Source organism: Streptomyces sp. NPDC005899 (assembly GCF_040629645.1).
In the GTDB taxonomy this organism is placed as follows: domain Bacteria; phylum Actinomycetota; class Actinomycetes; order Streptomycetales; family Streptomycetaceae; genus Streptomyces.
The window spans coordinates 1-4,944 of the sequence record NZ_JBEXWB010000417.1 but is presented as its reverse complement, the minus strand read 5'-3'; the positions used below and the strand labels follow the sequence as shown (position 1 = coordinate 4,944).

Below are 4,944 nucleotides of genomic sequence, written 5' to 3'. Positions count from 1 at the left end.
CCGGGCACCCTGAGCCCGGTCGAACACGGCCGGCCAGCCACGGCAGTAGCTCCGCACCTCCGATTCCAGGCTCTCGAAGACACTCAGGGCGGGCGGGGTGATGGTCACAGCGGATCTCCTACTCGAGGGGTGTGACGGACAGAGGTGCGGTGTGCTTCCGCGGACGGGAAGCGAGGTCTCGGGTGCGGCGGCCCCGCGAGGTCGCGGTGGGCCGCCCGGACGTGCGGGCGGTACGCGACGGGGCGGCGGGGCGGTGTGCTCAGGAAGCGAACGGACCGATGCGGAACAGCACCTCGGGCAGGTGGGTGTCCTCGGGGAACAGGTCCCCGGGGAAGAGCACCTCGCGCTCCAGGGCCACGTCGTGCCGCTGGGCGAAGGAGGTGAACAGCCGCTCGGACGCGGTGTTGTCCGGGGTGATGGTCGTCTCGACGGATGCGAGCCCCTGGCCGGCGGCGACCCGGGCGGCCAGCGCGTCCAGCAGCGTGGCGGCCAGCCCCTTCCCGCGGTGACTCGCGTCGACCGCCACCTGCCAGACGACGAGCGTCCGGGGGCGGTCCGGGCGCAGGTAGCCGGTCACGAAGGCGATCGGGTCGCCGTTCTCGTCGCGGGCGACCACGGAGGTCGCCGCGAAGTCACGGCACCACAGCAGATAGCTGTACGAGGAGTTGAGGTCCAGGACCTCGGAGTCACGGGCGATGCGCCAGATCGCGGCTCCGTCCTCCACTCGTGGCGTGTCGATCCTGAATTCGCTTCGGGTGCTTGCAAGGTCTGTCGGCGCGGCGGTCATGTGAATTGAATTTACCCAGCAAATTTCGAAATTGCATCGCCGCAAGGGGTTGGGTGGCGCGCGTGTTTGTGTTATCACGCGGGCGCGAGCTCCCGTACTCGCCGGTGAGTCTATGACCTTTTTGTGGGGAATATACCGGGTGAAACGCCTCTGATGTGGAGTCGGTCACAGGGCCGTAACTCTCGCGGAACCCGCCTGTATCGCGGCGGGCGCATCCCGTGGGACACCTTGGAAAGCAAGGCGTTTACGCACACGGAAAGCGGGCAAAAGAATGCGGGAAGCTGCTCCCGAAAATGCAGCTCCCCGCAATTGTTTTTGTTTTATGCGGCCGCAGTGGGCCCGCCGGAGTGAACCGGAATTCAGTGGCCCGGCCACGTGTCGGCGACGGCGTGGCGGGCAGCATCCGGATCGACCGTCCGGCCCGTGCCCGCCAGAGCGGCCCCCAGCGCGTCGAGCGAGGCCCGTACCGCGCCGGGCGTCGCGTCCGGGCCGTAGTGGTTGACCCGGATCATCTCCTTCGCCAGCGCCCCACCGCCGGCGATCAGGGGCAGCCCGGGGTCGGCCGCGAGCGCCGCGGCCACCAGCGAGGTGGCGTCGGTGCCCTCGGGGACGCGCAGCGTCGTGGCGACGGGAGCCGCGTTTTGCGCGTCGTGGACGTACGGCTCCAGGCCGCCGCCGAGTGCGACGGCCCCGGCCCTGACCGCTGCCGCGGCCGACGCGTGCCGGGCCATGACCACGTCCGGGCCCGTCGCCTCGATCCGCTCGAGGCACGCCTCCAGCGCCAGCATCTCCAGCTGGGCGGGGGCGTGCGGCAGCGCCCTGCGGCCCCCGTCGATCCAGCGGGCCTTCCAGTCGAGCAGCGAGAGGTACGAACGGCGCGGGGCCTTCGGGTTGGCGGCCATCCGCTCCCACGCGCGCCCGCTGACCGACACCGCGGAGACGCCCGCGGGCCCGCCCATCGCCTTCTGGGCGCCGATGACGCACAGGTCGACCCCCCACGCGTCCGGCAGCAGCGGCTCGGCGCCCACCGAGGCGACGGCGTCGAGCATGAACAGCGCGCCGTGGTCCCGGACGACCTCGCCGATCTCCGCGACGGGATTGGTGTTGCCGGTGGCGGCCTCGGCGTGCACCAGGGACACGAAGTCGATCTCCGGGTGCTCCGCCAGGGCCCGGCCGACCTGCTCGGCGGTGACCGCCGAACGGAAAGACACCTCCAGATCGACGACCTCGGCACCGCAGTCCCGCAGCCAGCCGCCGAAGGTCTGTCCGTACGGTCCGGTGACCACGTTCAGCGCGGTCGACCCCGGCCCGGCACCGCCCCTGATGCAGCCTTCGAGGGGCAGCAGCGCCTCGCCCTGCATGATGACGACGTCCTGCTCGGTGGCGAGGAGGCCGGCCACCCGCCGTTCGATCTCCGCGAATCGAGCGGCGCTGAGCGGGGGGAGGTCGAGGAGGGGATGGGTCACGGTGGTGCTCTCTTCGGGTCGGTCGGTCCGCGGTCGGCTCTCGGGTCGAGGGTAAGGGGGCCCGGCCGCGGATCACGGGCCGGGCCCGTGCACGAGGCCCCCGCGGCCCCCCGCGCACCACCTCGTACAGTGCGTCCATGAGCGATCACGAGGTGGCGCGGGTGCTGCGGATCGAGGGGCGGGTGCTCGTCGGCCCGGACGAGGTGCGGGACGGGCTCTGGGCCGTCGACGGGCGGATCACCTACGAGCGGCCGCCGGGTGCGGACGACGCCGTCACGCTCACCGGCTGGGCCCTGCCCGGTCTCGTCGACGCCCACTGCCACGTCGGCCTGGACCGCCACGGACCCGTCGACGCGGCGACCAGCGAGAAGCAGGCCCTCGCCGACCGGGAGGCCGGCACGCTGCTCATCCGCGACGCCGGATCCCCCTCGGACACGCGCTGGATCGACGACCGAGAGGACCTGCCGAAGATCATCAGGGCCGGCCGTCACATCGCCAGGACCCGCCGCTACATCCGCAACTACGCCCACGAGATCGAGCCCGGCGACCTGGTCGCGTACGTCGCGCGGGAGGCGCGGCGCGGCGACGGCTGGGTGAAGCTGGTGGGGGACTGGATCGACCGGGAGGCCGGGGACCTGACCGCCTGCTGGCCCCGTGGCGAGGTCGAGGCGGCGATAGCGGAGGCGCACCGGCTGGGCGCACGGGTCACCGCGCACTGCTTCGCCGAGGCCGCCCTGCGTGACCTGGTGGAGGCCGGCATCGACTGCGTCGAGCACGCGACGGGACTGACCGAGGACACCATCCCGCTCTTCGCCGAGCGGGGGGTGGCGATCGTCCCGACCCTGGTCAACATCGCCACCTTCCCGGACCTCGCGGCGGGCGGCGAGGCCAGGTTCCCGCGCTGGTCCGCCCACATGCGACGGCTGCACGCGCGCCGTTACGACACCGTGCGGTCGGCCTACGACGCGGGCATCCCCGTCTTCGTCGGCACGGACGCCGGCGGCTCGCTCGCCCACGGCCTGGTGGCGGCCGAGGTCGCCGAACTGGTGAAGGCCGGTATCCCGCCCCTGGAGGCGCTCTCCGCGACCGCCTGGGGCGCCCGGCGGTGGCTGGGCCGGCCGGTCCTGGAGGAGGGGGCTCCGGCGGACCTGGTGGTGTACGACGAGGATCCGCGGGCGGACGTACGGGTGCTGGCGGCGCCCCGCAGGGTGGTGCTGGAGGGAAGGGTGACCGGATGACAGCCGGCGGTGCGCCCGGTCGACGCGCGATGACGCCGGCCCGTGACGCCCGTCGCCTCACCTTCGCGGCCCGCACGGCCTCCGGAGCACGCGCCTTCCGGCACTCCGCGAACGGGTGAGTCGCGAGGGGCCGCGGGGGCCGGGGCCCGGCGGGAGCGGTGCCCGTACACGCACGGGCGCCGCCCCCACCGGGACCGTCAGCCCGCCGCCCGCCGGGGAAGGCCCTGCAGTGCCAGGTCCAGCGCCTGCAGGAACCTGTTCGTCGTCACCCGGTCGCGCACCGCCAGCCGGAGCCACTCGTGGCCCAGCCCCGGGAAGGTGTCCCCGCGCCGCGCGGCGAAGCCCCGCGACCGCAGCCGCTCCCGTACCTCGTCCGCCCGGTCCAGCCCGATCAGGACGAACGAGGCGGCGGCCGGCTCCACCGCCCGTATCTCACCGAACTCCGCGAGCCCGGCCAGCAGATGCGCCCGGTCCACCGCGATCCGCTCCGCCGCGTCGGCCGCCTCGGCCAGGGCGCGCGGTTCCATGCAGGCCTCGGCCGCGGCCAGTGCCGGGGACGACACCGGCCACAGCGGCTGCGCCTCCCGCAACAGGGCGATCGTGGCCGGTTCGGCCAGCACGTAGCCGATCCGCAGGCCCGCGAGCCCCCACGTCTTCGTCAGGCTCCGCAGCACGACCAGACCCGGGACGTCCCTCCGCCCGCACAGCGCCTCCCGCTCCCCGGGGACAGCGTCCATGAACGCCTCGTCGACGACCAGGATCCGCCCGGGCCGCGCCAGTTGCTCCAGCACGCCCGCCGGATGGAGGACGGACGTCGGGTTGGTCGGATTGCCGACCACGACCAGGTCCGCGTCCTCGGGAACCGCCTCCGGATCCAGCCGGAAGCCGTCCTCGGGACGCAGCAGCACCCGCCCGACCTCGTGCCCGGCCGCGCGCAACGCCGCCTCCGGTTCGGTGAACTGCGGGTGCACGACGACCGGCCGTCTCGCCGGCAGCGCCCGCGCGATCAGCACGAAGGCCTCCGCCGCGCCCGCGGTGAGCAGGACCCGCTCCTCGGCCAGCCCGTGGCGCGCCGCGACCGCGGCCCGCGCCGGACCGCCGTCCGGATAGGCGGCCAGCGAGCCCAGTGACGCCGCTATCCGCTCCCGCAGCCACCGCGGGGGCGTTCCGGTCCGTACGTTCACGGCGAGGTCGGTCAGATCAAGGCCGCGTACTTCCGCGTCGCCGTGGTGCCGCAGGTCGGGCCCGGCGCTCTCGATGTGCTTCGTGGGGGGCAACATGGCAGCCATGGTGAACGGCTCGGCGCCATTCGTCGACGCCGGGGGGCAGGTACGTATCGGGCGGCGGGCCACCGCACAGGTCACCGAGGCCGACTTCCGCTTGCCGACGAGGAGTTCGACCGCCCCACTCAGCGCCGCCGCCTCCGCCACCGAGGGCGTCCCGACGGCGGCGC

General features: G+C 73.6%; 4 protein-coding genes. 1 reads left to right on the top strand and 3 read right to left on the bottom strand.

The features are described 5' to 3' along the window. Positions 1–259 precede the first annotated feature (259 nt). On the bottom strand, positions 260–787 hold the full coding sequence (ectA, locus tag ABZ371_RS28935) for a diaminobutyrate acetyltransferase (protein ID WP_358685035.1): 528 nt from the start codon (positions 785–787) through the stop codon (positions 260–262). 359 nt (positions 788–1,146) lie between these two features. Further along, complete coding sequence (locus ABZ371_RS28930; RefSeq protein ID WP_358685033.1) at positions 1,147–2,253, bottom strand: aminotransferase class V-fold PLP-dependent enzyme; 1,107 nt, start codon at positions 2,251–2,253, stop codon at positions 1,147–1,149. A gap of 137 nt (positions 2,254–2,390) precedes the next feature. On the opposite strand from ABZ371_RS28930, the gene ABZ371_RS28925 reads away from it, so the two are divergent. Next, positions 2,391–3,491, top strand: a complete 1,101-nt coding sequence (locus ABZ371_RS28925; protein ID WP_358685030.1) for an amidohydrolase family protein — start codon at positions 2,391–2,393, stop codon at positions 3,489–3,491. Positions 3,492–3,688: 197 nt separating this feature from the next. Here the strand turns inward: ABZ371_RS28925 and cobC are convergent. Continuing rightward, positions 3,689–4,944: Rv2231c family pyridoxal phosphate-dependent protein CobC (gene cobC / locus ABZ371_RS28920; RefSeq protein WP_358685027.1), on the bottom strand; the 1,256-nt coding region annotated here is incomplete at its 5' end.

Coding starts and splice junctions, on each gene's coding strand:
- ectA (WP_358685035.1), bottom strand. CDS start 787: ATGACCGCCGCGCCGACAGACCTTGCAAGCACCCGAAGCGAATTCAGG.
- ABZ371_RS28925 (WP_358685030.1), top strand. CDS start 2,391: ATGAGCGATCACGAGGTGGCGCGGGTGCTGCGGATCGAGGGGCGGGTG.